Genomic DNA, 23620 nt, shown 5'->3' with positions numbered 1-23620 from the left:
CGCCCCCCCATTATTCAGCCAGATTCAGCAAGCGGAGCCCATCATGGAAAAACGTGAAGAACTCTACCGCGGCAAAGCCAAGTCGGTTTACAAGACCGATGACGCTGACCGCTTGATCCTTGTGTTCCGCAACGACACCTCGGCGTTTGACGGCAAGCGCATCGAACAGCTCGACCGTAAAGGCATGGTGAACAACAAGTTCAACGCCTTCATCATGCAGAAGCTGGAAGCCGCTGGCATTCCGACCCAGTTCGATAAACTGCTGGCCGACAACGAAGTGCTGGTCAAGAAGCTCGACATGATCCCGGTCGAATGCGTCGTGCGTAACTACGCCGCCGGCAGCCTGGTCAAGCGCCTGGGCGTGGAGGAGGGCGTGAAGCTCAACCCTTACACCTTCGAGCTGTTCCTGAAGGACGACGCCAAGGGCGACCCATTCATCAACGACTCCCACGTCGTCGCGTTCGGTTGGGGCACCGCCGAGCAACTGGTTCGCATGAAAGAGCTGTCCCTGAAGGTCAACGAAGTCCTGTCCAAGCTGTTCGACGACGCCGGCCTGCTGCTGGTCGACTTCAAGCTTGAGTTCGGCGTGTTCAGCGACGGCTCGATCGTCCTGGGCGACGAGTTCAGCCCGGACGGCTGCCGCCTGTGGGACAAAGAAACCCGCAAGAAAATGGACAAGGACCGCTTCCGTCAGGGCCTCGGCGATGTCATCGAAGCCTACGAAGAAGTCGCCCAGCGTCTTGGCGTACCGCTCTGATCCAACGCTTCACGCGTAAAACGCTGCAAGCATCTGAAAGAACGCGAAAAAATCCGTAAAAAGGGTTCGCGTTCTTCGGACGAACTGTTATGATGCGCGCCGTTGGAGAGATGCCGGAGTGGCCGAACGGGACGGATTCGAAATCCGTTGTACTGGCGACAGTACCTAGGGTTCAAATCCCTATCTCTCCGCCATTATTTGAAAAGCCCCAGAAGTTATGCTTCTGGGGCTTTTTTGTTTCCGCGATTTAAAAAAAACCCTCCAAAATCCGAGCTGCGCCCTGCGCACTTTACTTTTTCCAACCCCCGCCTACTCTCGATCTCACGCCCCTTCACGGTACGAGATCGCTCCACGCTCCATCCCCAATCCCTCAGCCCTTCCGGCGAGTCAGAGAAGCCATGACTACCATCCAACAGCTCAACGATTTCATCAGCAACCCGGAGCTCAACGATTCGATCGCGCAGATCTGGACATTCATCGGCGAGCATTTCGAGCAGGCGCAGAGCACGTTGCCGGCAGAGCGGGCGATGCCGCGCAAGGAGTTGTCGTTTCATGATCATGTGCGGCTGCTGGGGTATCTGGCGCTTCTGGTCGAAGGCATCCCCGGTGATGTGGTGGAGATTGGCGTTTGGAAGGGCAAGTCGCTGGTGCTGATGAATGAGGTCTGCAACCGCGAGCGCCGCATCATCGGGATTGACCCCTTTGAGCTGCCCAACCAGTTTGAGGAGTTCAGTTATTACCAGGAGAAGCTGTTCTCGAACGCTCTGGTGCTGAGGGGCTATTCAGAGTTATGCGCCGAGCGTTTCTACAACCTGTCGCCGAAGGTGGCGCTGTTACACGTCGATGGCGGCCATGCCGGGCGCAATGTGCTGTTGGATTTCCTGCTGTATTCGCCCAGCGTCGTACCGGGTGGCTTTATTGTGTTCGACGATTACGGCGACTTCCAGCATTCACCTGAAGTCGGTCCGGTTGTGGACCTGCTTCGCGCGACGGGCTATTTCAAGGGATTCAACGTGATTGGGTGTGTGCATGGCTTTGAGGCGAGCTATGTGATTCAGCGCGTTGGACAGGCCTGACCACGGCGTCAAAAAAGTGGGTAGATCGGCTTGGAGGGCAATCAATCAGACCCACTCCCCCCAGCGCACGTCCGTCAAACCGTAGCGGCGACCATGGGCCATCAACGCTGTCAGCTCCTCCCGGGTCTTGGACAGGTTGTGCAGCACGCCTATGCCTGCGTGCAGACAGGCGTAATACCAGGCGTCTGATTCGTCCAGCACTGAGTCGGGTTGGAGAAATACTCGGTGCTCGCCCAGAAAGCGGTAGTGGATGCGAAAGATGCGCTGGCCTGACATTGATATCTCCGTTTTGATATCAATGTGACTGCAATGGCTCATCGCCAGTTCAATGTGTAAGTCATTTCGTCCATCGGTCGAGGGTGACCGTGGTCGAAAGAGCTTTGCTCGAAACGGTCGATTTCCCATAACGTCGTTTTTACTGTGACCCGCCACGGCCTGCTGGTTCCCAATGCACGGCCAGTTTCTGACCGTTTGGACGACTTGGCTCCATCATTTCGCAATCGTAGGGCGACAAAATGTCGCAATCGTTTTCAGGCGAGTAAGATAGGCACCCTGTTTTTACCCCCTATTTCTTCGGACGGATCCTGCGTTGAGCGTCGTGTACATCGACCTCCGGGGCCTCGTTTCTACGACGTATTGATAGAGCAAACAGAGAAAAGGCGATCACTGCAAATGACCAAGACCTCGCGACCTTTATATATTTCCTATGCCGGCCCTTCGTTGCTGGAAATGCCGCTGCTCAACAAGGGCAGTGCGTTCACACCGCAAGAGCGCATCGATTTCAACCTGGTCGGCCTGCTGCCCCAGAACGTCGAAACCATCGAAGAGCAGGTCACCCGCGTTTACAACCAGTACCAGCAATGTGCGAGCGACCTGGATAAACACATTTACTTGCGCTCGATCCAGGACAACAACGAAACCCTGTTCTTCCGCCTGCTGGATTCGCACCTCGACGAGATGCTGCCGATCATCTACACCCCGACCGTGGGTCAGGCGTGTCAGGAATTCTCGAAGATCTACCGCACCCACCGCGGGCTGTTCATTTCCTACCCTGAGCGCGACCGCATCGACGACATCCTGCGCAGCGCAACGAAAGATCGCATCAAAATCATCGTGGTGACGGACAGCGAGCGCATCCTCGGCCTGGGCGATCAGGGCATTGGCGGCATGGGCATCCCAATCGGCAAGCTTTCGCTGTACACCGCGTGCGGCGGCATCAGCCCGGCGTACACCTTGCCGATCGTGCTCGACGTGGGCACCAACAACAAAGAGCTGCTGGACGACCCGATGTACATGGGCTGGCGCCACGAGCGCGTCACTGGCAAGGAATACGACGACTTCATCGCCCTGTTCATCGAGGCCGTTCAGCGCCGCTGGCCGGACGTGCTGCTGCAGTTCGAAGACTTCGCCCAGACCAACGCCATGCCGTTGCTGGAGAAGTACCGCGATGAGTTGTGCTGCTTCAACGACGACATTCAGGGCACCGCGTCGGTTGCCGTGGGTACGTTGCTGGCGGCGTGCAAGGCCAAGCACGAGACCCTGGGCCAGCAGCGGGTGGTGTTCCTGGGCGCGGGTTCGGCGGGTTGCGGGATTGCCGAGCACATCATTGCGGCCATGGTGATCGAAGGCCTGGGCGAAGCCGAAGCGCGCAAGCGCGTGATGATGGTCGACCGCTTCGGGTTGTTGACCGACAGCATGGACAACTTGCTGGACTTCCAGAAGAACCTCGCGCAAAAGTCCGCCGACGTGGCTGGCTGGTCGAGCGGCGAGGGTTCGCCCGAGTTGCTGGACGTGGTCGCCAATGGCAAGCCGACTGTGTTGATCGGCGTCTCCGGCCAACGCGGCCTGTTCACCGAGCAAGTCATCCGCGAGATGCACAAGCACTGCGCCAAGCCGCTGGTGATGCCGCTGTCCAACCCCACCTCGAAGGTCGAAGTCACGCCGCAGGAAGTGCTGACCTGGACCAACGGCGACGCGCTGGTGGCGACTGGCAGTCCGTTTGCCCCGGTCACCGTAGGTGATCGCACCTTCCACATCGCGCAGTGCAACAACTCCTACATCTTCCCGGGCATCGGCCTGGGTGTTGTGGCGTCGAAAGCCACGCGCATCACCGACAAAATGCTGATGGCGGCGTCCAATGCGCTGGCTGAATGCTCGCCGATGGTGACGGGCAAAGGTGATGCTGTGCTGCCGCCACTGAAAGAGATTCAACAGGTGAGCAAGAAGATTGCCTTGGCCGTGGCCAAGCAGGCTCAAGCTGAAGGCATGGCGCTGGAGACCACCGAAGAAATGCTCGTCGAAGCCATCGAGCGTCACTTCTGGATGCCGAGCTACCGCAGCTACCGCCGCAGCGCGGTGTAAGCATCCCCGTCACTGACGGCAGACGCTTCAACCGGACCGCCCCATGGAAACATGCGGCGGTCTTTTGTTTTGTGGCGAAAAACTTCAGGATGGGGCCTGCATAAAAACAAAAAATATCAGCGAGGGACGCATGCAAACGGACGTCGGTCTTCATGACTACATCATCGTCGGCGCAGGCCCGGCGGGCTGCCTGCTGGCCAATCGGCTGTCGCAGAATCCTGCTCATCGGGTCCTGCTGCTTGAAGCCGGCGGCCAGGACGATTACGCCTGGATTCATGTGCCGGTGGGTTACCTCTACTGCATCGGCAATCCGCGCACCGACTGGTGCTTCAAAACCGAGGCTGAGCCCGGCCTCGGCGGACGCGCGCTCAACTATCCCCGCGGCAAAGTACTGGGCGGCTGCTCGTCCATCAACGGCATGATCTACATGCGCGGGCAGGCCCGGGACTACGACGGGTGGGCGGAGCAGGGCAACACGGGCTGGGGCTGGAGTGACGTCCTGCCAATCTTCAAACGCTCGGAAAACCATTACGCCGGCGACTCGGACCTTCACAGCGCGAAAGGTGAGTGGCGTGTCGAGCAGCAGCGTCTTTCATGGACGTTGCTGGATGCGTTCCGTGAAGCGGCGGCTCAAACCGGCATCCCGTCGATCCCCGACTTCAATGGCGGCGACAACGAAGGGTGCAGCTATTTTCAGGTGAATCAACGGCGCGGTGTGCGCTGGAACGCGTCCAAGGCATTTCTCCGTCCGGCATTGAAGCGGCCGAACCTGACGGTAATCACAGGCGCGGAAGTGTCGCGCGTCGTGTTCGAAAACAGTCGAGCCAGCGGGGTGATTGCTCGCGTCAACGGGCAGGAACAGACGCTTCGCGCGCGACGGGAAATCATCCTTTGCTGCGGCGCCATCGGATCGCCCATGGTCCTGCAACGCTCCGGCATCGGGCCGCGGCCATTGCTGGAAAAGCTCGGCATTGGCGTGCGGCATGAGCTCCCCGGGGTTGGCGCGAATCTGCAGGATCACCTGCAGTTGCGCCTGATCTACAAGGTCACCAATGGCCAGACGTTGAACCAGATGGCCGGCAGTCTGTGGGGCAAGATGAACATGGGCCTGCGCTACGCCTTCAATCGCAGTGGGCCGTTGGCAATGGCGCCGAGTCAGCTGGGTGCTTTTGCGCGCTCGGGGCCGGAGCAGGCGAGCGCCAATCTCGAATACCACGTGCAGCCCTTGTCCCTTGAGCGCTTCGGCGAACCGCTTCACGGCTTCCCTGCATTCACGGCGTCAGTGTGCGACTTGCGCCCGCAGAGCCGTGGCACGGTGGAGATCCGTTCGGCGCTGGCCGATGCCGCGCCGGTCATTCGGCCGAATTATTTGAGTCACGAGACCGACCTCAAAGTGGCGGCCGACGCCATTCGCCTGACCCGTCGCATCGCCGCCGCGCCTGCGCTTGCTCGCTTCGAGCCGGTGGAGTACCTGCCCGGCGCGGGCCTGCAAACCGAGGAAGAACTGCGCGAGGCCGCCAGCGTCATCGGCACGACGATCTTTCACCCGGTCGGCACCTGCAAGATGGGGCAGGGCCGCGACGCCGTGGTCGACGAACGCCTGCGCGTGCACGGCATCACCGGCTTGCGCGTGGTGGATGCGTCGATCATGCCTAACATCATCTCCGGCAACACCTGCTCGCCGACCGTGATGATCGCCGAGAAGGCGGCGCAGATGATTATTGAGGATGAATTGAGGAACGGAATGCCAGAAATAACGAGCCTGACGACCTCTCTTGAAACCGAGGTTGATTTGGGCGAGCGCTGAACTCTATTGCTCTACAGGCAAACGCCTAAACCGCGCTCAGGCGGTCAACCATGTCAGGGAATTTTTCGACCAGTTTGATCAGCAAAGCGGCCTGTGCATTGGGTTTGGACTTCTCCTGCTCCCAGTTGCGCAGGGTGCTCGTGCTGGTCCGGATCCGCCGCGCAAAAACGTTCTGAGACATGTGCAGCCTTTGCCTCAAGGCCACTATTTCCTGAGCAGAAATCTCAGGCGCAGGCCTGTCTTCAAGGGTATCGCCGCGAAGGGTGAGCTTTCCTTCTCGGTGTGCAGACATTTCCTCGACGCCCTCCATCATTTCTGCGAACAGGTCGCGCTTCTTGCTCATCGTTTGCCTCTCTTGCGCAGCTCTGCGTCGATAGCGGCCTTCAATTGACGCTGCTGATCAGCGGTCAAGTTCGAGACCTCATCCTTGTCATAGATCGAAAACATCCAGATCTGGCGATCATTGATTAGCCAATAATAGATAACCCGCAGGCCGCCACGCTTGCCTTTGCCTCGACGTTCATCGTGCCAGCGCAGCTTTCTGAATCCGCCCGTTCCTGGCATGAGATCCCCTGACTCGGGGCCTGCCAAGATATGAATCTGAAGTGCGCGATAGCCATCATCGTCGAGGTAGCCCGGCCTAAGCCGGCTGAAAGTTGTTGTTTCGAAAAATACAGCATCCATAAAAGGGTAGGCAACCTGATTATGTTTGGTCTGACCTCTAAGCTATCGGTCAGAGCGAAACGCTTCACCTCGTTTTCTGCGACCAACTGTTGCATCGATTCGATGCGTCCAATGGAATGCCGCGGCAACACACCAATCCCACCCCACCATTCGTTCTCATCCTTTTCACAAAAAATTGATGGCCAGATGCCTAAAGTTCGCGGCATCGGCGGGGTTTCCTCCGCGTTTATATTCTCATTTCCACCCAAGCAGACTTTTATGCTGAACGTCAAAGCAGTTCGTTCCGAGCTTGTGACAGTGCTTGCCAGTGCCTTTTTATTGATCGGGTTTAACCTGACCCTCTGGCAGCATCTATTTGCAGTTACTGACTCTGATGGTAAGGGCCTGTTGTTGCGTTGTGCTTTTGCGCTGATGGTGTTTTGTGCGTTTAATATTTTCTTCACGCTGTTGGCGTTCAAACGCGTATTAAAACCGGTGTTGATCGTTATCTTTTTCGTCAGCGCCGGCGTGGCTTACTTCATGAGCCAATACGGCGTGATGATTGATTCGGGGATGTTTAGAAACTTCGCTGAAACCAATGTCACGGAAGTGCGCGATTTGCTCTCGTTGAAGTTGCTCGCTTATTTGTTTTTTCTGGGTGTGGTGCCGTCGTTCATTCTTTTTAAAACACCGATTGCCTATCGCCGCTGGCCCCGTGAGTTGCTCAGCAAGGCGCTGGTGTCCGTGGTGTGCGCGGTCGCCATTGGCGGTGTTGCGTTGATGAATTACCAGGGGCTGTCGTCGCTGTTTCGCAATCACCACGAGTTGCGCCTGATGGTAGTGCCGAGCAACTACCTGGCAGCGTCCGTGGGTTATTTGAGCGAGCAGGTCAAGTCGGCGCAGCGGCCGTTCGTGAGCATCGGGCAGGACGCCAAACTTGCCAGCGACTGGCAGCAGCACAAGCGCAAGTCGCTGACCGTGCTGGTGGTGGGTGAAAGCGCGCGGGCGGAGAACTTCGGCATCCTGGGTTACAACCGCGATACCACGCCCCAGCTGAGCAAGGAGCGCGGCCTGCTCACCTTTACGGATGTGCATTCCTGCGGCACGGAGACGGCGGTGTCGGTGCCGTGCATGTTTTCCAACATGGGCCGCAAGGATTACAACGCAACCACCGCGCGCAATGAAGAAGGCATGCTTGATGTATTGAAACGCGCCGGGCTGGATGTGATCTGGCGGGACAACCAGTCGGGCTGCAAGGGTACCTGCGACCGGGTGACGTTGCAGGATGTCAGCAATCTCAAGGACCCGGCGCTGTGCGCCAACAACGAGTGTCGCGATGAGATCCTGTTGCAGGGCCTGCAGAAGTTCATCGACACACTGGACAAGGACACCGTGCTGGTCCTTCATCAGATGGGCAGTCATGGCCCTGAGTACTTCAAGCGTTATCCAAAAGAATTCGAGAAGTTCACCCCGGTGTGCGAAAGCAATGCGCTGAATAACTGTTCCCGGGAAAGTATCGTCAACGGTTATGACAATACATTGCTCTACACCGACCATGTACTGGCGTCGCTGATTGATATTCTTCGCAGCAATCAGGGCAAAGTGGACACGGCCATGGTGTATTTGTCCGACCACGGTGAGTCACTGGGTGAATACAACCTGTTCCTGCATGGCACGCCTTATGTGCTGGCGCCCGATCAACAGAAACATGTCCCGATGATTGCCTGGTTCTCCGAGAACTATCAGCAGTCATTCGCAGTGGATACCCATTGCCTGCAAAAAGAGCGCAATGCCCCTCTCAGTCAGGACAACCTGTTCCATTCGATGTTGGGTCTGCTGCAAGTGCAGACAAAGGTCTATAACCCGGCGCTGGACATGTTCGCGGGTTGTCGGGGGATTTATACGGACGGGGTACTGGCCAATGAGTGAGCCCCTCGGCAAAAAAATACACGTCGACGCATACGTGGGCGGGCACGAACACACCCTCAGTCGACGTCTGAGTCTGTGGCGCGATGCGCAACTGGCACGGAGGGCGTTGCGTGATGCGGGCGAGCCTGGACTGGTGCTGGACGTGCCGTCGGGTTCGGGGCGTTTCTGGCCGGTGCTGGCCGAACACGCCAATCGGGTGATACTCGCGGCCGATCCGTCTACCGACAGGCTGGCGCTCGCCGAGGCGCAGTCATCCAACGAAGTGCGCAAGCGCATCCGCACATTCCAGAGCTCGGCGTTTTCCATCGGCCTGTCCGGCAACGCGGTGGACTGCATTTTCTGCATGCGATTGTTCCATCACCTGGCCGACAGCGAAAAACGCGGCGCGATTCTCGACGAGTTCCACAGGGTAACCCGCGACACGGCCATCGTCGGGCTGTGGGTGGACGGTAACGTCAAAGCCTGGCGTCGCAAACGGCAGCAGGGTCGACTGGACGCCGGCATGTCTGCGCCCCGCAATCGATTTGTGGTGTGCCGTAGCGACATTGGATCCGAGTTCGCGCGGGCGGGTTTTAGGATCGTCGCTCACCACGACTTTCTGCCCGGCTACGCCATGTGGCGTGTGTACGTGCTGCGCAAGGCGGGCCAGTGATCAGTGATCGGATGGACGGTCGTCGCCGCGGCGGCTATTTGCGCGCTCCAAAGATGAAGTTGTTCGAGACTTGCAGGACGGATGCCCGGTAACCGCTTGTAGCGATATATACTGCGCGCCATTCTTCGAGGGAGAGCCGTGTGGCCATCGATATTCACTGGATTCGCGACGACCATAGCCTCGCCGAACATTGCGCACAGTGGCAGACACTGTCCTACGTCGCGCTCGACACCGAATTCATGCGGGTCGACACCTTTTATCCCATCGCCGCGCTGTTGCAGATCGGCGACGGTTCACGCGCTTACCTGATCGACCCGTTGCTGATAAGCGACTGGAAACCTCTGGCCGCGCTGCTGGAAAACCCTGACGTCATCAAAGTCGTTCACGCCTGCAGCGAGGACCTTGAGGTGCTGTTGCGCCTGACCGGCAGTCTGCCGGCGCCGCTGTTCGACACGCAACTGGCTGCGGCCTACCTGAACCTCGGGTTCTCGATGGGTTATTCGCGTCTGGTCCAGGAAGTACTGAACATCGACCTTCCGAAAGGCGAGACCCGTTCTGACTGGCTGCAGCGCCCGCTTTCGGAAACCCAGATCAGCTACGCCGCCGAAGACGCCGTGCATCTGGCAGAGGTGTACAACCTGCTGCGTCCGCGTCTGTCCGATGAAAAGTACGCTTGGTTGCTGGAGGACGGTGCCGAGCTGGTCGCCAATCTGCGCCGCGAAACCGATCCGTATGACGCTTACCGCGACGCCAAGCTGGCGTGGAAGCTGTCCCGGGCGCAACTCGCCGTGCTGCGTGAGCTCTGTGCCTGGCGCGAGCAGCAGGCGCGCCTGCGCAATCAGCCACGCAACCGCGTGTTGCGCGAGCACTCGCTGTGGCCGCTGGCAAAATCCCAGCCGGATAACCTCGCCGCGCTGGCGAAAATCGATGATATGCACCCCAAGACCGTGCGTCAGGACGGCGAGTTTCTGCTCGACCTGATCAAAAAAGCCGGCAGCGTGTCGCCGGATCTGTGGCCGCCCGCCTTGCCGGAGCCGTTGCCGATCGAGGCTTCAAGCGTGCTGAAGAGCTTGCGCGTCATTGGCCAGCAGCAAGCCGAGCGCCTCGACATGGCCCCGGAATTGATGCTGCGCAAAAAGACCCTCGAAGCCCTGCTCAAGACCGGTTACCCAGACGGTCCCTATAAATTGCCCGACTCGCTGCGTGGCTGGCGCCGCGAATTGATGGGCCAGATGCTGCTCGACAGCCTGGCCAATGCCGGAGAACAGCCTTGAAACATATTTGCTCCATCTACCGCAGCCCGCGCAGGAACGAAATGTACCTGTATGTCCTCAAGAGCGACGCTCTGGAACGTGTGCCTGAAGAATTGCTGACTGCGTTCGGCAAGCCGCAGCACGCTTTCAACCTGGTCCTGTCGCCAGAACGCGCTCTGGCCCGTGAAGACATACATGCGGTGCTCGCCAATCTGGAAAAGCAGGGTTACCACCTGCAGATGCCACCGGCCGAAGACGATTACATCGAGCACCTGCCCGAAGAGCTGCTGCGCCGCAACGATCCGATGTGATCGATTTCTGACCCTGCAATCCACCGCAGGGGTACACCGGACCGTTGCATGCGTCAGACCTGACCGGCTTAATCGAGCGCGGTCCGGAACGCTGCGCGGTCGCATGCCCCGTTTATTCGAGTTTTGAAGCCATGCGCGTTCTGATCGCCGAACACGATTATCCCGTTTACACCGAACTCCTCCGCCAGGCGGCCCCCGAAATCGAAGTGTTGAGCAGCGGTCACTCCGCTGAACTGTCGAAAATGGCCGCCGAGGCGCCGATCTGGCTCGGTCAGCCTGACCTGCTGGCGAATCTGCTGCGCCAGGGCCACAAACCGAAATGGCTGCAATCGACCTGGGCCGGCATCACGCCGCTGCTGGCAGACGGGCTGTACCGCGACTATCAACTGACCCGCGCCGTCGGCATCTTCGGTCAGGTGATGGCTGAGTTCGTGCTGACCTACATGCTGGTGCATGAGCGTGAGGTGCTGGCGCGGTTGGTCAGTCAGGTCGAGCGCAAGTGGGACAACCGCATGGGCCGCAGCCTGTCCGGACGCAAGGCGTTGATCGTGGGGACGGGCGACATTGGCCGCTGCGTGGCGCAGTTCCTCGTGCCGTTCGGCGTTGAGCTGTATGGCGTTGCGTCGAGTGCGCGGACCGAAGCGCCGTTCGTTGAGGTGGCTGCGCTGGAGGACCTGCCGCGTCTGGTGGCCGAGGTCGATTTCGTCATCAACCTGCTGCCCAACACGCCGCAGACCCAGGACCTCTACAACGCCAAACTGTTTGCCGGCTTCAAGCCCTCGGCGTTGTTCATCAACGTCGGGCGGGGCACGGCGGTGGTGGATGCGGATCTGGTCGAAGCGCTGAAAGAAGGGCATCTGGCGGGGGCGGTCATTGACGTCTGCCGGCAGGAGCCATTGCCCCAGCGTCACCCGTTCTGGACGGCATGGGGCCTGTTGCTCACCGGTCACAGCTCGGCGCCGACCTCGCCGCCGGCGATGACTCAGCTGTTCGTGGACAACCTCAAGGCCTATACCGCCGGCGAGGCATTGCGCGGCGAAGTGGATTTCGCCAAGGGGTATTGAGCACTTCCCGGCTGAAACCGGTCCTGCTGACACAGCGATGAGTGGGACCGGCTTCAGCCGGGAAGAGGCCCGTGTGTACGCCATCCATTTTGTGGAGTGGCCCCCGACGCCTTCCCGGCTAAAGCCGGTCCCACTAAAACCCAGCGTCCAGTCCTTACAAACTGAAATACCCCTCAGCCGCCAGCTCAGCCAGCGGCCGACGCGGGCTCGGCGTTTCGCGGACCGCATTACCCCGCCAAAGCAGGTCCAGCCGGAGGAACGCGTTTACCGACAGTCGCCAATGCTTGGCCCAAATGACTTGTGCCTCTAGACTGGCGGCCTTTCATTGCCCCACAGCTGTTTGCGCGAGAACCATGGCCGCCATCGTAGAACCCTTCTGGATACGCAAAACCCTTGAACAGCTCGATGCAGTCGAGTGGGAGTCGCTGTGTGACGGCTGCGGTTTGTGCTGTCTGCAAAAGCTCGAGGACGAGGACGACGGCAGCGTTTATTACACGCGCATTGCCTGCAAGCTGCTGGATCTGAAGACCTGCGCCTGCACTGACTACCCGAATCGTCGCGCCCAGGTCCCGGACTGCATTCAGCTGACGCCGGGAAAGGCTGATGAATTCAAGTGGTTGCCGCCCACCTGCGGCTATCGGCTGGTCAGCGAGGGCAAGGACTTGCCGCTCTGGCACCACCTGGTGTGCGGGGACCGGGAACAGGTGCACAAGCAGCGTATTTCTCAGTCCGGCCGCATGCTCAGTGAAGGCAGCGTGCCGGAGGATGACTGGGAGGATTATCTGATTTTTCGTGCGGGCTAAAGCAAAAAGCTCGTGGGGCTGTCGGTTCAGCCGTCACGAGCTTGCGTGCGATGCAGCGTGGATCAGACGCCTTTCGGACCTTTCAACGCGTCGGCGCCGGTGTCGACAGCATCTTCTACAGCCACTTCAGCCTTGGTTTTCAGCTTGCTCAGCTCGGCGCCGGCTTCTTCGATGCGCGAACGGGCCACGTCCATCTCGCTGCGGCTTTTGTCGATCAGCGCTTTGGCCGAGCAGTGGCCGGTAATACCACGGGCCAGAACGGCACCGCCGATTGCCAGTTGCACCAGACCAAAGATCCCGCCGCGGCGCAGACCCTTGCCCATCATCAGGACACCACCTGCCAGCGAGCCAATACGCTCCCAGCCCTGTACGTTCTGCTCCGGGTAGTCGTGCAAAGGTCGTTCGATGCGTTCAATGATCGGGGTGTCGCTCATGATGCGTTCTCCGTGAAAGGTAGGGTCCTTAAAGCTGACTGTCAGCAGCGCAAACTGTTCAATGCGTTTTGTCAGCGCGCGGACGTCAGGTCCGATCGGTTTCCCGTCCGAACTGAGGGCCGGAGCGGGTGTTGATGCCTTTGGCCATGCGGTCGTAAAGCACGACGTTGACCGTCGCGGCGAGGTTCATGCAGCCCGTCGTGGGGATGTACACCACGTCTTCGCACCAATCGCGGATTTCCTTATCCAGTGAACCGTCTTCCGGGCCGAAGATGTAAATCGCGCGATCCGGGTGCGTGTACTCGGGCAGCGCCCGTGCGCCTTCGACCAATTCCACGGCCACCGGCACGCAGCCCAGCGGGATGATCTTTCTCAGGTCATCGATGCCGATCAGCGGAATGTCCTGATGAATCTTCTTGGTGTCGGTGACGAAATCACGCGCACGCTCATAGCGCTTGCCGGTATAGAACACCGACGCCACGCCATAGCAGCCTGCTGCGCGCATCACCGAACCGACGTTTTCCGGGGATTTGGGATTGAACAAGCCGATGCAGGCATAGCGTTTGTTGGCCACGGGGGAGGGTGCTCATCAGAGGAAGCGCAAGATTATAGGGGAAAGAAGCAGCGGCAAGTTTCAAGCTTAAAGCTGCAAGAGGCGGTGAACGGTGGCCCGACAGACGCCGCTGTGCTTTTACTTGCCGCTTGCCGCTCAAAACGTGCAGCTCATTCCTCAGTCTTTCTTCATCAACCCAGCCAGCGCGGCGAACGGGTTGTGGGTGGCCTTGGCGGCTTTCGGGCTGCTGGTCGAGCTTTCCGAGAAGTACTGCTGATCGGTGTAGCGCGAATGTTCGTTGTCGTGGCAGTACAGGCACAGCAGCTCCCAATTGGAGCCGTCCTGGGGATTGTTGTCATGGTTGTGGTCGCGGTGGTGAACGGTCAACTCGCTGAGGCGTTTACCGGCAAATTCCCGGGCGCAGCGGCCGCAGACGTGGGGGTACATACGCAGGGCTTTGTCGCGGTAACCCATTTCGCGATCACGCTGGGCATCGGCGAGGATGCGGTCCAGTTTGGAAGTATTGGTTGGCGTGTTGGCCGAACTCATGGCGTCACCTGTTTCGTGTTCTGTTGGCGATGGAGAGCAATGCAGGCAAGTCTAGCGCTTTGCCCGTCGATCAGCCCTTCAGTTTTTCAGCGATCCAGATGGTATGCCGTGTGCCCTTGTTGCCGTGGGCGTAGACCTTGACCTCTTCAGCCTTGAAACCGGCCTTGCGCAGTTTGTCGCTGAAGGCCGCATCGGCGCTGGCGGACCACACGGCCAGCACGCCTTTTGGGCGTAGCGCGCTGGCACAGGCCGCAAGACCGCCGGCCGAATACAGCCAGCTGTTGGACTTTTGCGTCAGGCCTTCGGGGCCGTTGTCGACGTCCAGCATGATCGCGTCAAAGCCCTGGGGTTCGGCTTTCAGCACTTGAGCGACGTCCTGTACCACGACCTTGGCGCGCGGGTCCTGCAACGGATTGCCCGATTTCTCGCCCAGCGCGCCGCGGTTCCACTCCACCACGCCGGGCACCAACTCGGCGACTACTACTTCGCCGTTCTTGCCCAGGTGCTTGAGTGCCGACGCCAGGGTGAAGCCCATGCCCAATCCGCCGATCAGCACCCGCGGGTTAAGGCGGGCAGCGACCTTCTTGCACGGTATTTCGGCCAGGGCGTCTTCGGAGCCGTGCATGCGCGTGTTCATCAACTGGCCGCCGTCGCCGCCCTGGATCTTGATGACAAAATCTTCGCCGTACTCGAACAGGCACAAGGCGCCGCCGTCATCAGGGATCGGAGTGGTGTCGAGCAGAACAAAACGTTTCATGGATAACTCGTCAAAAGGGTAGGGCCGCATGCAGCGCAATTTGTCAGAGCGCGATGGGTTGCGCAGGAGTAGCCTGAGCGGTAAGCGAAAGATTGGCAGGGGAGGCCAACGATGAAGTGCTCCATTCTACTGACGATTGTCATCACTGTGCTCGGCGCGTCGCAAGCGTCTGCCGAGAGCCTGCAGCCTGTTCTGAATACACCCGAGCCCATCGCGGCTTCCGAGGGTTCGCCCGGCACCGCGACGCCAACGCCGTACCCGCAAGTGGCACCGCCGGGCGTTCCCCATGCAGGCGGGCAAGGCAACCCGCCGTTATTGCCGAAGATTCCCCAGCCAGGTCCGCCAAAGGACGATGAGCCATTGCCCGGCTTGCAGCCGTCGGCCAAGCCCAGTCCCTGACTCACGCTCGACGCTCTCAATCGTGCTGCGTCACCACCTGGCCGTCCATCATGCGCAGCCGCTTCGACATGGCCACCGCGATCGCGCGGATGATCTTCGCCGCCACTTTCGGTGCCTCGTTGAGCATCTTTTCCAGCGAATCCTTGCCAAGGTTCAGCAGGTAGCACGAGGATGCGGCGATGCATGTGGCCGAGCGGCGTTCGCCGTCCAGCACCGCCATTTCGCCAAACGCTCTGCCGCTGCGCAGTACGGCGGTCTCCACCGGCTGGCCGTCGCTGTTGAGCTTCTGCACCGACACCGTGCCCGAATGAATGATGCACATGAACGTGCCCGCGTCGCCCTCGTTGAAGATCGCGTCGCCTTTTTCAATGCTGCTGATGCTGAAGTACCCCGCAGCGGCGGCGAATTCTGCAGGCGTCAGGGCTATGAACAGACCGCAGTCCATCAGCATGTCGCGGATTTCTTTGTTGAGTAATGTAGACATGGCGAGTTCTTGTTGAGTGTTCAGGGAGACTGCGTGAAGCACTGGCTGGCGTGAGAGCAGCCCCGGACTTTACAGCGTCCGGGGCTTGCCATGTGACACACCACTCGCGCAGATTTCGTCAGGCCATATTCAGCACTTTTAGAATAAATCCGTATTCGAGTGCTACGTCACGCAATCCCTGATAGCGCCCGCTCATGCCACCGTGGCCTGCACCCAGTTCGGTCTTGAGCAACAGCAGGTTATCGTCGGTTTTTAGATCACGCATTTTTGCCACCCACTTGGCCGCTTCCCAATACTGCACGCGACTGTCGTTATAACCCGCGATCACCAGCATGGCCGGATAACCCTGCGCTGTGACATTTTCATAAGGCGCGTAGGCCTTGATCCGCGCGTGAACATCCGGCTCTTGCGGATTACCCCATTCGTCATATTCAGTGACGGTCAGCGGCAGATCGGGGTCGAGCATGGTGTTCAGCACATCGACGAACGGAACTTCAGCAATGGCCGCCTTGAACAGCTCCGGACGCTGGTTCACTACCGCGCCAATCAACAGGCCGCCAGCACTGCCGCCGCTGATCACCAATTGCTCGGCAGTGGTGATGTTCTCCACGATCAAGTGTTCGGCGCAGGTGATGAAGTCGCTGAAGGTGTTCTGCTTGTGCTCCTGCTTGCCGTTGCGGTACCAGGCTTCGCCCAGCTCACCGCCGCCGCGCACATGGGCGATGGCGAAAGCAATGCCTCGATCAAGCAGGCTCAGCCGCGCGTGGGAAAACCAAGGGTCCAGGCTTTCGCCGTACGCGCCATAGCCGTACAGATACAGCGGAACGGTCTGACCGGCCAATTCGCGCTTGACCACCAGGCTGATCGGCACTTGCGTACCGTCGGCGGCCGTCGCCCACAACCGCTGGCTGACGTAGGCATCGGCGTCGAACACACCCAGTACGGGCGTTTCCTTGAGTACGACCTGTTCCCCGGTGGCCAGCGACAATTGCCAGACCTGCGGCGGACGATTCAGCGATTGATAGCGCAGACGAATTTTGTCGCTCTCAAATTCAAGGGTGTCCTGCACATACAGGTTGTACGCTGCATCCGGCAGTTGCACGCGATACGCCGGCAGGCCTTGGGGATGTACTTCGACAATCGGCAGGCCGCCTTCGCGCAGGCTCAAGGTCAGGCCTTTGGCGTTGAGGCTGAAGCCGTCGAGCATGACCGTCTCGCTGTGGGCAATCAGGTTCTGCCAGTCGCCACGCTCAGGTGCGCCATCGGCCTTTTCAGCCGCGTGATACAGCGCAAAGTTGATGCCGTCCTGATTGCTGCGAATCACCCAGCTCCATTCGCCCTCGATCAACCCGTGGTCCACCGAATACTCATGGCCCTCGCTGCGCGGCGCCATGCACACGAACGCCTGCTCAGGCGTGGCGGCGTCCAGCACCCAGGCCTCGCTGGTGGTTTTACTGTCCAGCCCCACGATCAACTGCCGCTCCGAACTGCTGCGATAGCAATGCAGGAAGAAGCGCCCGTCGGGCTCGCTGAACACCAGTTCGGCGGATTGTTCGCCCAGCTTGTGGCGATACAGCTTGTGTGGGCGATGGGTGTCGTCCAGTTCGCCGAAGAACAGCGTCCGGCTGTCGTTGGCCCAGGTCATGCTGCCGTCGCAGTCTTCGAACGGCAGGCTGCTGACCGCGCCACTGCTCAGCTCCTTGACGTACAGCTGATAAACCTCCTCGCCGCTGGTGTCGAGGCTGTAAGCCAAGCGCCGATGGTCGGGGCTGATGCTGAACGCGCCGAGGGAGAAGAAGCCACCGCCGGCCAGTTCGTTTGGGTCGAGCAGCAATTCTTCAGCGCTTTCGTCGAGGGTCTGGGAGTCATCGGCCGGACGCGGGCAGCGGTAGTGACGGGCGTATTCGTCGCCTTCGGTGGTCCGGGTGTAATAAAGATACGGGCCCCAAGGGGAGGGCAGGGACAGATCGGTTTCAAGGATGCGGCCCTTGATCTCCTGGAACAAGGTGTCGCGCAACGGCTGCAGGTCGGCGAGCTGCTGTTCCTGCCAAGCGTTCTCGGCCTTGAGGTAATCGAGCACTTCCTCGGTGTCGCGGTTTTGCAGCCAGGCGTACGGGTCGGCGCCGTCAGCCTTGCGGGCGACGGGGGCGGTGGAGGTGTGTGGGGCGGAAGGCATGCTGGGCTCTCTCACGTGGGCTCATTTAAAAGGGATCGGTCGCGCTGCCCGGTGCTGGACACGCGGCGGACCGATAACTGAAGCCGGGGAAGCCGGGCTGGTGAAAAGTCGTTATCATAAGCGCCTCTTTACCTGCCTTACCACGGACGTCATGACCGACAACGACTATCTGATTGCCTGGGGCCTTTACGCGTTCGCCGCGTTGGGCTGTCTGTTGGTGTGGTTCAAGCTGACCGGCTGGATGTGGCGCTACCTGCGCGAACCCCTGCGCGTGATCGGCGCCGTGCTGTTGTTCTGCCCGACCATCGTCGATCCGGCCAAGGATCAATACGCCCCGGCGCTGGCGATCAGCGTGCTGGATCTGGCGCTGAAAGTCGGCAACAACGTCTGGCGCGCCGTGCTCGACCTGGCCACTTACGGCGCCGTCGCGCTGGGCCTCTACTTGGTTTACGCCTTGATCCGCTTGCCGTTCCTGCGCAAGAAAAAAGCCCGTCTGGCCCACGCCGAAGCTGCCGCTGCACAGGCTGCCGCCGAGCAGAAGGAACACGACGAGCCTTACGCGGACCAGCCTGCAGGACGCTTCGCCAGCCCGTCGCCGGCGGCATCGCCAGCACCTGCGCCGAGCGGCCGCTATCGCGTCGAACCCAAACTGTGATGATCACCGGCATCCTCCCAGACGCGTGCTTCAACGCACCGAGACCCGAGCATGTGTGAACTTCTGGGCATGAGTGCCAACATACCGACGGACATCGTGTTCAGCTTCACCGGGCTGATGCAGCGCGGTGGCCGTACCGGTCCGCACCGCGACGGCTGGGGCATCGGTTTCTACGAAGGCCGTGGCCTGCGCCTGTTTCAGGACCCTGCCGCGAGCAGCGAGTCGGAAGTTGCGCAACTGGTCCAGCGTTACCCCATCAAGAGCGAAGTGGTCATCGGCCACATTCGTCAGGCCAACGTGGGCAAGGTCTGCCTGTCCAACACCCATCCTTTTGTGCGCGAACTGTGGGGGCGCAACTGGTGTTTCGCCCATAACGGTCAGCTCGCGGATTTTCACCCCGGTGCCACGTTTTATCGGCCAGTGGGCGATACCGACAGTGAAGCGGCGTTCTGCGACCTGCTCAACCGGGTGCGTGAGGCGTTTCCCGAGCCCGTCGAGATCGAGCAGTTGCTGCCGACTCTGGTCGAGGCCTGCAACGAATACCGCAGCAAAGGCGTATTCAACGCACTGCTCAGTGATGGCGACTGGCTGTTTTGCTACTGTTCGACCAAGCTGGTGCACATCACCCGCCGCGCCCCGTTTGGCCCGGCGCGCCTGAAAGACGTCGACGTCATCGTCGATTTCCAGGCGGAAACCACGCCCAACGATGTGGTGACGGTGATTGCCACCGAGCCGCTTACCGAAAACGAGACCTGGAACCGCTACGAGCCGGGTCACTGGAGTCTTTGGCGCCGCGGCGAATGCGTTGCCGAAGGCTCGGCCTGAAAGAGAGGGATCTATGCTGCGCAGCTATATACGACTGGTGTTGTTCACGGCAGGCCTGTTGATAGGCGTGCAGATTCCAGGCTTCATCAGCGATTACAGCAAGCGCGTCGAAGCGCACATGCTGGAAGCGCAACAAAGCCTGCGCGGTTATACCGAAACCGCCCAGCGGTTCTTCAATGGCGACGTGCAGGCCCTGATCCAGCATTACCGCAGCAGCGATGATCCGGTGTTCCGCACCGACGCTGACAACATCAGCAACCTGCTCACCCGCAATCAGACCCTTGACCGTGAATGGCTGGCGCTGCAAGGCCCGTGGTACTCCCGCGCCTGGCATGTGCTGACCGCCGCCGACACCGGCATCCGCGACGAAACCTGGAATGGCTACACCTGGCAGGTGCTGTTGTCGCCGGAAGTCATCGGCTGGGGCCTGCTGTGCGCGTTGCTGTTTTCGCTGGTCATCGAAAGTATTGTGGTGTTCATTGACTGGGTGTTTGTGGGTCGGCATCACGTGCGACCGGTGGGGCGCGACTGGCGTTGATGCTCATTGCCGGCACCCGCTTGATTGGGCAGTGATGCTACTGACGCCTTCCCGGCTGAAGCCGGTCCTACAGTGGTGGGTACTTCGTAGGACCTTGTGGGACCGGCTTTAGCCGGGAAGGGGCCCTCACAGTCAGTGAAGATCCTCGCACCGTTCACTTTTTCTTATCCTCCCCCCGCGCTTTAATTAGTTGGACGCTTGGGCCATCCGCGCCAAAGAATGCCCCCAACGCACAGCCCCGTGTCCCGCGCTGCCAACCTGACAACCCCGCGCGTACACTCGAGCTTCTCCCCGTTTCGTTCGCACAGGAGTCACGCCTTTGAGCCGCCTGTTATTGAATTGTGATATCGGCGAAAGCTATGGCGCATGGACCATGGGTCTGGACGCCGATGTCATGCCCTACATCGATTGCGCCAACATCGCCTGCGGCTTCCACGCCGGCGACCCGAGTGTCATGCGCAAGACCGTCGCGCTGGCCCTGGCCAGCAACGTCACCATCGGCGCGCACCCGGCTTATCAGGATCTGGTGGGTTTCGGTCGTCGCTCGATGGCCTGTTCGCCGCAGGAGATCCAAGACCTGCTGCATTACCAGATCGGCGCGCTCGACGGCGTTTGCCAGGCTCAAGGCAGCCACGTCAGCTACGTCAAACCCCACGGCGCGATGTACAACGACATGATGGCCAACCCGACGCAACTGCGCGCCGTTATCGAGGCCATCGCCCGTTACAACCCCGAACTGCCGCTGATGCTGCTGGCCATGCGCGACAATTCCGCGGCGCAAGCCATCGCCGATGAATTCGGCATCACGCTGTGGTTCGAGGCCTTTGCCGATAGGGCCTACGACAATGTGGGGCGTCTGGTCTCGCGCAACATTCCCGGCGCGGTGCATCACGATGCCGAGGTCATCATCGCTCAGGCCATGACCTTGTCCCGAGGCGAAGCCTTGATCGCCAGCGATGGCAGCGAGCTGCGGCTGCAACCACACACCTTGTGCGTGCACGGCGACAACGCCAGCTCCATCGACGCAGTCCAGCGCATTCGTCAGGCATTGAACGGCACTGACGCCGGACCGTCGGCCCCGTGAACCTGCGCATCGAAGTCGTCGCCATCGATTGCCTGATGGTCCGCCTGTTCGACGCCATCGACGAGGCCAACATGCCGTGGATGCTCGCCGCGACGTTGCGTCTGCGCGAGGGCTTTGCTGCGCAATTGATTGATCTGGTGCCGTCCTACACCACGTTGATGGTGCATTACGATCTGTTGGCGTTGAGTCCGACACAGGCTCGGGCGATCATTACCGATGCGCTGAAAGACCTCACACCCGACGCCGCCCAAGGCGGTCGGCAGCATGTGTTGCCGGTCTGGTACGACCTCAGCGTCGGGCCCGAGTTGAGCCTGTTGTCCAGGCGCAGCGGGCTGTCGGTGGAAGAAGTGATTAGCCGCCACAGCCAGCGCGAGTATCAGGTCTTCGCCCTGGGCTTCGCGCCGGGGTTCGGGTTCATGGGGCTGGTGGAAGAAATCCTCGCCGCGCCGCGCATCAAGACACCCCGCAAGCGCGTTGCCGCGGGAAGTGTCGGCATCGCCGAACGGCAAACGGCGGCCTATCCACTGGAGTCGCCCGGCGGCTGGAACATCCTCGGGCGCACCCCGGCCAAACTGTTTGATCGCGAAATCGACGGCTACAGCCTGATGCAGCCTGGCGACACCGTGCGTTTTGCCGCCGTTGATCACGCCGAGTTCATGCGTCTGGGCGGCGACGACACGCCGCTGGAGGGCCTGGCATGAGCGCGTTGACGGTTAAAAGCAGCACGCCGCTGTGCCTGTTGCAGGACGCGGGACGGTTTGGCGTAAGACACCTCGGCGTCACCCAGGGTGGGGCGCTGGACTGGGTGTCGATGTCGTGGGCCAACAAGCTACTGAATAACGCGCTGGACGCTGCCGTCGTCGAAGTGACATTGGGCGGCCTGACGCTGGTAGCCGAGGCCGACTGCTGTCTGGCCCTGGCGGGTGCGGATCTGGGCGCGATGCTCGACGATCGTCCGATGGCGCCGTGGCGCAGCTTCTTTGTGCGCAAAGGCCAGCAGCTACGTTTTACCCGGCCCATCAACGGTGCCCGCGCCTACCTCGCGGCGCCCGGCGGATTTGCGGCGCTCGATGTGCTCGGCAGCTGCTCCACCGTCACACGCGAAGGGCTGGGCGGGCTCGAAGGAAGCGGCAAAGCGCTGGCTGAAGGCGATCAACTGACTTATGCAGGGGCGTCATTTGAGCTTCACGCGCTGCCCGATCACCTCATTCCCGACTTTTCCGAACAGCGTCCGCTGGATGTCGTTCTCGGTGCACAGATCGGCCAGTTCAGCGGCTTGAGCCTGTTCGATGCGTTCAATAGCGACTGGACCCTCGACAGCCGCGCCGACCGCATGGGCATGCGCCTGCTGGGGCCGGAGCTGGTTTATCAGGGCAAACCGATGATCTCCGAAGGCATCCCGCTCGGCGCCATCCAGGTCCCGCCGGATGGTCAGCCGATCGTCCTGCTCAACGACCGTCAGACCATCGGCGGCTATCCAAGGCTCGGCGCGCTGACGCCGTTGTCACTGGCGCGGCTGGCGCAGAAACTGCCGGGGAGTGTGGTGCGGATGAGGGCAGTGGTGCAGGACGTGGCGCATCGGGAGCAGGTGGAATATACGAAGCGGTTTTGAAGTTGACCCTGTGTGGTCTGTTTCGTACAGGCTCATCGGAATCGTCATTCAGTATTCTCAGGTCGGTCATTTTTTATGCTGGCCGTTACGTACCTCATACCCCCGCTATGAGGAGCGACAATGAACCTTGACCTAATCGTCGACCAGAACCATTCCTATCGACAAGCAGTAGCGATCGCGTACGAGAAGGCTAGAAGAAACGGCGACGTTGATGCGGCTACCGCCCAGGAGTGCGAGATGGTCCTAAGTGAACCCGAACCTGATTATGTCTATCACGAGGCCATGTTGGATCATGATCTCCAGTCGTACGAGGACGGGTCTGTATCCTTCCGCACATTGAGCCCGCGCGACTTCTACGAGCGGGTAAAGTTGAATGCACGGATAACCGCTGCGGAGGGTCTCGCGGATCAAATGGATAATATATGGCAGGACGTGAAAGCTACGGTGGTCGGAGTTGAAACAGAGTTGTTAAGCCAATTGAAATTTTCAGTTGATGAGAAAGGCACGATTAAGCCGCTGATGGTTTCAGGTTTATTGGGTGTGAATGATGAGAAAAAACTTTTCGATCTATTGAATAATCATTCGGGATTCAAGAACGCAGCCAAAGGGTATGTGTGGCTCCTGGCGGGAGTTGTGGGTCAGACGGTAGAAGGATTATCAGCTAGATACGCACGGCATTTCGCCAGTTCCAAGTGAGGGAGCGGCTAACCGCGTGGGTCGTGCGGTTAGCCTTTTATTCACTAGTTGACGATATTTATATCGCAGATTTGAGTAATTGAAACCGGACTGATGCCAGTGTCAGGGTTACCCCTGACGGAGACGTGCCAGTGCCCCGAGTTGTAGTTGACCCTCCATTTGTAGCGATCGGATCCTACAAA

At 60.0% G+C, this 23620-nt stretch carries 27 protein-coding genes and 1 tRNA gene; 19 read left to right on the top strand and 9 right to left on the bottom strand.

Annotated elements, in window-relative coordinates:
• The first annotated feature begins 43 nt into the window (after positions 1-43).
• From purC to M1E04_RS18770, 3 genes are all read left to right on the top strand, one after another.
• Entirely contained in the window at positions 44-757 is a 714-nt protein-coding gene (gene purC, locus M1E04_RS18780) for a phosphoribosylaminoimidazolesuccinocarboxamide synthase (RefSeq protein WP_065986760.1), read from the top strand.
• A 104-nt stretch (positions 758-861) separates the two neighbouring features.
• A tRNA-Ser gene (locus M1E04_RS18775) sits at positions 862-951 on the top strand.
• A gap of 204 nt (positions 952-1155) precedes the next feature.
• A complete protein-coding gene (locus M1E04_RS18770) occupies positions 1156-1833 on the top strand; it encodes a class I SAM-dependent methyltransferase (RefSeq protein ID WP_456291861.1) in 678 nt (225 codons plus the stop codon).
• Positions 1834-1878: 45 nt separating this feature from the next.
• Here M1E04_RS18770 and M1E04_RS18765 read toward each other — a convergent pair whose 3' ends face one another.
• Positions 1879-2109, bottom strand: coding sequence for a DUF6555 family protein (locus M1E04_RS18765; protein ID WP_065986976.1), 231 nt, complete (start codon positions 2107-2109; stop codon positions 1879-1881).
• 396 nt (positions 2110-2505) lie between these two features.
• Here M1E04_RS18765 and M1E04_RS18760 point away from each other — a divergent pair, with 396 nt between their 5' ends.
• Together M1E04_RS18760 and M1E04_RS18755 are read left to right on the top strand one after the other, a co-directional pair.
• Entirely contained in the window at positions 2506-4194 is a 1689-nt protein-coding gene (locus tag M1E04_RS18760) for an NAD-dependent malic enzyme (protein WP_456291860.1), read from the top strand.
• Positions 4195-4324: 130 nt separating this feature from the next.
• Entirely contained in the window at positions 4325-6001 is a 1677-nt protein-coding gene (locus M1E04_RS18755) for a GMC family oxidoreductase (protein WP_456291859.1), read from the top strand.
• Positions 6002-6026: 25 nt separating this feature from the next.
• On the opposite strand, the gene M1E04_RS18750 is transcribed toward M1E04_RS18755, so the two are convergent.
• Together M1E04_RS18750 and M1E04_RS18745 are read right to left on the bottom strand one after the other, a co-directional pair.
• Positions 6027-6344, bottom strand: coding sequence for a helix-turn-helix domain-containing protein (locus M1E04_RS18750; RefSeq protein WP_456291858.1), 318 nt, complete (start codon positions 6342-6344; stop codon positions 6027-6029).
• On the bottom strand, positions 6341-6685 hold the full coding sequence (locus M1E04_RS18745) for a toxin (RefSeq protein ID WP_192132083.1): 345 nt from the start codon (positions 6683-6685) through the stop codon (positions 6341-6343). Before M1E04_RS18745 ends, M1E04_RS18750 begins: the two co-directional genes overlap by 4 nt.
• A 258-nt stretch (positions 6686-6943) precedes the next feature.
• On the opposite strand from M1E04_RS18745, the gene M1E04_RS18740 reads away from it, so the two are divergent.
• The 6 genes from M1E04_RS18740 to M1E04_RS18715 all read left to right on the top strand — a co-directional run bounded on the left by M1E04_RS18740 (position 6944) and on the right by M1E04_RS18715 (position 12676).
• A complete protein-coding gene (locus M1E04_RS18740) occupies positions 6944-8593 on the top strand; it encodes a phosphoethanolamine transferase (protein ID WP_456293214.1) in 1650 nt (549 codons plus the stop codon).
• Positions 8586-9245 carry a class I SAM-dependent methyltransferase gene (locus tag M1E04_RS18735; protein WP_456291857.1) on the top strand — a complete coding sequence of 220 codons (660 nt, stop codon included), beginning with the start codon at positions 8586-8588 and terminating at the stop codon, positions 9243-9245. Before M1E04_RS18740 ends, M1E04_RS18735 begins: the two co-directional genes overlap by 8 nt.
• A 140-nt stretch (positions 9246-9385) precedes the next feature.
• Entirely contained in the window at positions 9386-10519 is a 1134-nt protein-coding gene (gene rnd, locus M1E04_RS18730) for a ribonuclease D (RefSeq protein WP_456291856.1), read from the top strand.
• Complete coding sequence (locus M1E04_RS18725) at positions 10516-10809, top strand: YcgL domain-containing protein (RefSeq protein ID WP_065986773.1); 294 nt, start codon at positions 10516-10518, stop codon at positions 10807-10809. The genes rnd and M1E04_RS18725 overlap by 4 nt, the downstream gene beginning before the upstream one ends.
• 131 nt (positions 10810-10940) lie before the next feature.
• Entirely contained in the window at positions 10941-11873 is a 933-nt protein-coding gene (locus M1E04_RS18720) for a D-2-hydroxyacid dehydrogenase (protein WP_065986775.1), read from the top strand.
• A gap of 353 nt (positions 11874-12226) precedes the next feature.
• Positions 12227-12676: a YcgN family cysteine cluster protein gene (locus M1E04_RS18715; protein WP_065986776.1), complete on the top strand. Its 450-nt coding sequence runs from the start codon at positions 12227-12229 to the stop codon at positions 12674-12676.
• A gap of 62 nt (positions 12677-12738) precedes the next feature.
• On the opposite strand, the gene M1E04_RS18710 is transcribed toward M1E04_RS18715, so the two are convergent.
• The 4 genes from M1E04_RS18710 to M1E04_RS18695 all read right to left on the bottom strand — a co-directional run bounded on the left by M1E04_RS18710 (position 12739) and on the right by M1E04_RS18695 (position 14969).
• Positions 12739-13110, bottom strand: a complete 372-nt coding sequence (locus M1E04_RS18710) for a YgaP family membrane protein (protein WP_065986777.1) — start codon at positions 13108-13110, stop codon at positions 12739-12741.
• An 85-nt stretch (positions 13111-13195) separates the two neighbouring features.
• Positions 13196-13684, bottom strand: a complete 489-nt coding sequence (locus M1E04_RS18705) for an RNA methyltransferase (RefSeq protein WP_065986778.1) — start codon at positions 13682-13684, stop codon at positions 13196-13198.
• A 156-nt stretch (positions 13685-13840) separates the two neighbouring features.
• On the bottom strand, positions 13841-14212 hold the full coding sequence (locus tag M1E04_RS18700; RefSeq protein WP_065986779.1) for a YajD family HNH nuclease: 372 nt from the start codon (positions 14210-14212) through the stop codon (positions 13841-13843).
• 70 nt (positions 14213-14282) lie between these two features.
• The gene (locus tag M1E04_RS18695) at positions 14283-14969 is read right to left on the bottom strand and encodes a spermidine synthase (protein ID WP_192132076.1); all 687 of its coding nucleotides are present in this window, start codon (positions 14967-14969) and stop codon (positions 14283-14285) included.
• A gap of 111 nt (positions 14970-15080) precedes the next feature.
• Between M1E04_RS18695 and M1E04_RS18690 the strand changes: the two genes are divergently transcribed.
• Positions 15081-15368: a hypothetical protein gene (locus M1E04_RS18690; RefSeq protein WP_065986782.1), complete on the top strand. Its 288-nt coding sequence runs from the start codon at positions 15081-15083 to the stop codon at positions 15366-15368.
• A 16-nt stretch (positions 15369-15384) separates the two neighbouring features.
• On the opposite strand, the gene M1E04_RS18685 is transcribed toward M1E04_RS18690, so the two are convergent.
• Together M1E04_RS18685 and M1E04_RS18680 are read right to left on the bottom strand one after the other, a co-directional pair.
• Positions 15385-15852: a Crp/Fnr family transcriptional regulator gene (locus M1E04_RS18685; RefSeq protein ID WP_369319715.1), complete on the bottom strand. Its 468-nt coding sequence runs from the start codon at positions 15850-15852 to the stop codon at positions 15385-15387.
• Positions 15853-15970: 118 nt separating this feature from the next.
• Positions 15971-18028 (bottom strand): S9 family peptidase, encoded by a 2058-nt coding sequence (locus M1E04_RS18680; protein ID WP_456291855.1) that lies wholly within the window; start codon positions 18026-18028, stop codon positions 15971-15973.
• Positions 18029-18179: 151 nt separating this feature from the next.
• On the opposite strand from M1E04_RS18680, the gene M1E04_RS18675 reads away from it, so the two are divergent.
• The 7 genes from M1E04_RS18675 (at position 18180) to M1E04_RS18645 (ending at position 23438) form a co-directional block, all read left to right on the top strand.
• Complete coding sequence (locus M1E04_RS18675; protein WP_410928044.1) at positions 18180-18683, top strand: MFS transporter; 504 nt, start codon at positions 18180-18182, stop codon at positions 18681-18683.
• Positions 18684-18734: 51 nt separating this feature from the next.
• The gene (locus M1E04_RS18670; protein WP_065986787.1) at positions 18735-19508 is read left to right on the top strand and encodes a class II glutamine amidotransferase; all 774 of its coding nucleotides are present in this window, start codon (positions 18735-18737) and stop codon (positions 19506-19508) included.
• Positions 19509-19521: 13 nt separating this feature from the next.
• Positions 19522-20046 (top strand): DUF2937 family protein, encoded by a 525-nt coding sequence (locus M1E04_RS18665; RefSeq protein WP_192132068.1) that lies wholly within the window; start codon positions 19522-19524, stop codon positions 20044-20046.
• Between the two features lie 319 nt (positions 20047-20365).
• Positions 20366-21130: a 5-oxoprolinase subunit PxpA gene (locus M1E04_RS18660; RefSeq protein WP_456291854.1), complete on the top strand. Its 765-nt coding sequence runs from the start codon at positions 20366-20368 to the stop codon at positions 21128-21130.
• A complete protein-coding gene (locus M1E04_RS18655; RefSeq protein ID WP_192132064.1) occupies positions 21127-21831 on the top strand; it encodes a 5-oxoprolinase subunit B family protein in 705 nt (234 codons plus the stop codon). The genes M1E04_RS18660 and M1E04_RS18655 overlap by 4 nt, the downstream gene beginning before the upstream one ends.
• Complete coding sequence (locus M1E04_RS18650) at positions 21828-22742, top strand: 5-oxoprolinase subunit C family protein (RefSeq protein ID WP_456291853.1); 915 nt, start codon at positions 21828-21830, stop codon at positions 22740-22742. The genes M1E04_RS18655 and M1E04_RS18650 overlap by 4 nt, the downstream gene beginning before the upstream one ends.
• A gap of 120 nt (positions 22743-22862) precedes the next feature.
• Positions 22863-23438, top strand: a complete 576-nt coding sequence (locus tag M1E04_RS18645; RefSeq protein WP_456291852.1) for a hypothetical protein — start codon at positions 22863-22865, stop codon at positions 23436-23438.
• The last annotated feature ends 182 nt before the right edge of the window (positions 23439-23620 follow it).

The sequence above is a fragment of the Pseudomonas sp. AK106 genome (assembly GCF_053903055.1).
The sequence above is the reverse complement of the archived record's forward strand: the minus strand, read 5'-3'. Positions and strand labels throughout refer to the sequence as shown.

Bases quoted from the DNA above. Each gene is read 5' to 3' on its own strand.
- M1E04_RS18685 (WP_369319715.1), bottom strand. From the start codon at position 15,852: ATGTCTACATTACTCAACAAAGAAATCCGCGACATGCTGATGGACTGC.
- M1E04_RS18765 (WP_065986976.1), bottom strand. From the start codon at position 2,109: ATGTCAGGCCAGCGCATCTTTCGCATCCACTACCGCTTTCTGGGCGAG.
- M1E04_RS18690 (WP_065986782.1), top strand. From the start codon at position 15,081: ATGAAGTGCTCCATTCTACTGACGATTGTCATCACTGTGCTCGGCGCG.
- M1E04_RS18650 (WP_456291853.1), top strand. From the start codon at position 21,828: ATGAGCGCGTTGACGGTTAAAAGCAGCACGCCGCTGTGCCTGTTGCAG.
- M1E04_RS18665 (WP_192132068.1), top strand. From the start codon at position 19,522: ATGCTGCGCAGCTATATACGACTGGTGTTGTTCACGGCAGGCCTGTTG.
- purC (WP_065986760.1), top strand. From the start codon at position 44: ATGGAAAAACGTGAAGAACTCTACCGCGGCAAAGCCAAGTCGGTTTAC.
- M1E04_RS18740 (WP_456293214.1), top strand. From the start codon at position 6,944: ATGCTGAACGTCAAAGCAGTTCGTTCCGAGCTTGTGACAGTGCTTGCC.
- M1E04_RS18760 (WP_456291860.1), top strand. From the start codon at position 2,506: ATGACCAAGACCTCGCGACCTTTATATATTTCCTATGCCGGCCCTTCG.
- M1E04_RS18680 (WP_456291855.1), bottom strand. From the start codon at position 18,028: ATGCCTTCCGCCCCACACACCTCCACCGCCCCCGTCGCCCGCAAGGCT.
- M1E04_RS18770 (WP_456291861.1), top strand. From the start codon at position 1,156: ATGACTACCATCCAACAGCTCAACGATTTCATCAGCAACCCGGAGCTC.
- M1E04_RS18710 (WP_065986777.1), bottom strand. From the start codon at position 13,110: ATGAGCGACACCCCGATCATTGAACGCATCGAACGACCTTTGCACGAC.
- M1E04_RS18700 (WP_065986779.1), bottom strand. From the start codon at position 14,212: ATGAGTTCGGCCAACACGCCAACCAATACTTCCAAACTGGACCGCATC.
- M1E04_RS18715 (WP_065986776.1), top strand. From the start codon at position 12,227: ATGGCCGCCATCGTAGAACCCTTCTGGATACGCAAAACCCTTGAACAG.
- M1E04_RS18755 (WP_456291859.1), top strand. From the start codon at position 4,325: ATGCAAACGGACGTCGGTCTTCATGACTACATCATCGTCGGCGCAGGC.
- M1E04_RS18645 (WP_456291852.1), top strand. From the start codon at position 22,863: ATGAACCTTGACCTAATCGTCGACCAGAACCATTCCTATCGACAAGCA.
- M1E04_RS18695 (WP_192132076.1), bottom strand. From the start codon at position 14,969: ATGAAACGTTTTGTTCTGCTCGACACCACTCCGATCCCTGATGACGGC.
- M1E04_RS18720 (WP_065986775.1), top strand. From the start codon at position 10,941: ATGCGCGTTCTGATCGCCGAACACGATTATCCCGTTTACACCGAACTC.
- M1E04_RS18675 (WP_410928044.1), top strand. From the start codon at position 18,180: ATGACCGACAACGACTATCTGATTGCCTGGGGCCTTTACGCGTTCGCC.
- M1E04_RS18735 (WP_456291857.1), top strand. From the start codon at position 8,586: ATGAGTGAGCCCCTCGGCAAAAAAATACACGTCGACGCATACGTGGGC.
- M1E04_RS18745 (WP_192132083.1), bottom strand. From the start codon at position 6,685: ATGGATGCTGTATTTTTCGAAACAACAACTTTCAGCCGGCTTAGGCCG.
- M1E04_RS18750 (WP_456291858.1), bottom strand. From the start codon at position 6,344: ATGAGCAAGAAGCGCGACCTGTTCGCAGAAATGATGGAGGGCGTCGAG.
- M1E04_RS18670 (WP_065986787.1), top strand. From the start codon at position 18,735: ATGTGTGAACTTCTGGGCATGAGTGCCAACATACCGACGGACATCGTG.